This is a genomic window from Streptomyces sp. NPDC006265, from assembly GCF_040613555.1.
Classification (GTDB): domain Bacteria; phylum Actinomycetota; class Actinomycetes; order Streptomycetales; family Streptomycetaceae; genus Streptomyces.
This window is the reverse complement of sequence record NZ_JBEXSH010001473.1, coordinates 510-1,208: the sequence shown is the minus strand read 5'-3', so window position 1 is coordinate 1,208 and position 699 is coordinate 510. Positions and strand designations below refer to the sequence as shown.

The 699-nt window shown below is 74.5% G+C and carries 1 protein-coding gene; it reads right to left on the bottom strand.

Annotated features, from left to right (window positions below; genetic code table 11):
* Positions 1-277: 277 nt before the first annotated feature.
* Positions 278-601 carry a hypothetical protein gene (locus ABZ281_RS49910; RefSeq protein ID WP_356665528.1) on the bottom strand — a complete coding sequence of 108 codons (324 nt, stop codon included), beginning with the start codon at positions 599-601 and terminating at the stop codon, positions 278-280.
* Between the last annotated feature and the right edge of the window lie 98 nt (positions 602-699).

Sequence of the window (699 nt, the reverse complement as noted above, 5' to 3'; positions counted from 1 at the left end):
GTCCGCGCGCATTGCCTTCTCCGGCAGGCTGGTTCACCGTGTTGAGCCTTCGGGCCGCGACAGGGAGGGGACTTCTGTGCAGGAGGCGATGCTCGTCGCGGTGCATCCCTGGGACATCGACGGCGCCGCCCGCGCGGGTCTGACCACGGCCTGACTGCGCCGCACCCCCGTGCCCCATCCGTCAGCCCTGCGCCCCGCCGACCGCGAGGCCACCGGGCTGACCGACCTGGCCCGACAACTCGGCGCGGCGACGGGGCGCTGACGGCCCCGTACCTCCTCAGTCGCCATGGCCCGTCAGGCGTTCGCGCTGCGACGCGACGGTGTACTTCGGGTCCTCCGCGGAGGCGACACCGGCGTGGAACACCCCGAAGCGCAGGGCGGCGGAGCCGGTCAGAAGCGCGGCGCCGGCCGTCGCGGCCAGTGCCCGGCTGCGGCGCCGGCCGGCGACCCCGGCCAGAACCGTGCCGCTCGCCGTCAGGACCTCGGCCGCGCGCAGGAGTCTGTGGGGCCGGCCCCGCTCGAAGGGCTCGGCCACCAGACCCAGCCGCCGCTTCATCAGCTGGAAGGCACCCAGCTCCACTGCGGTCCCGAGGACCGCCATACGGCGGGCCGCCGACGAGCGCGATGCCCGCGAAGGGGATCAGCCAGGAGATCTGGCCCCCCGAGGATGTCGTTGAACATCCGGCCGAGACCCGCGGT

Excerpts from the sequence above, each read along its gene's own strand:
- ABZ281_RS49910 (WP_356665528.1), bottom strand. The coding sequence starts at position 601 with ATGGCGGTCCTCGGGACCGCAGTGGAGCTGGGTGCCTTCCAGCTGATG.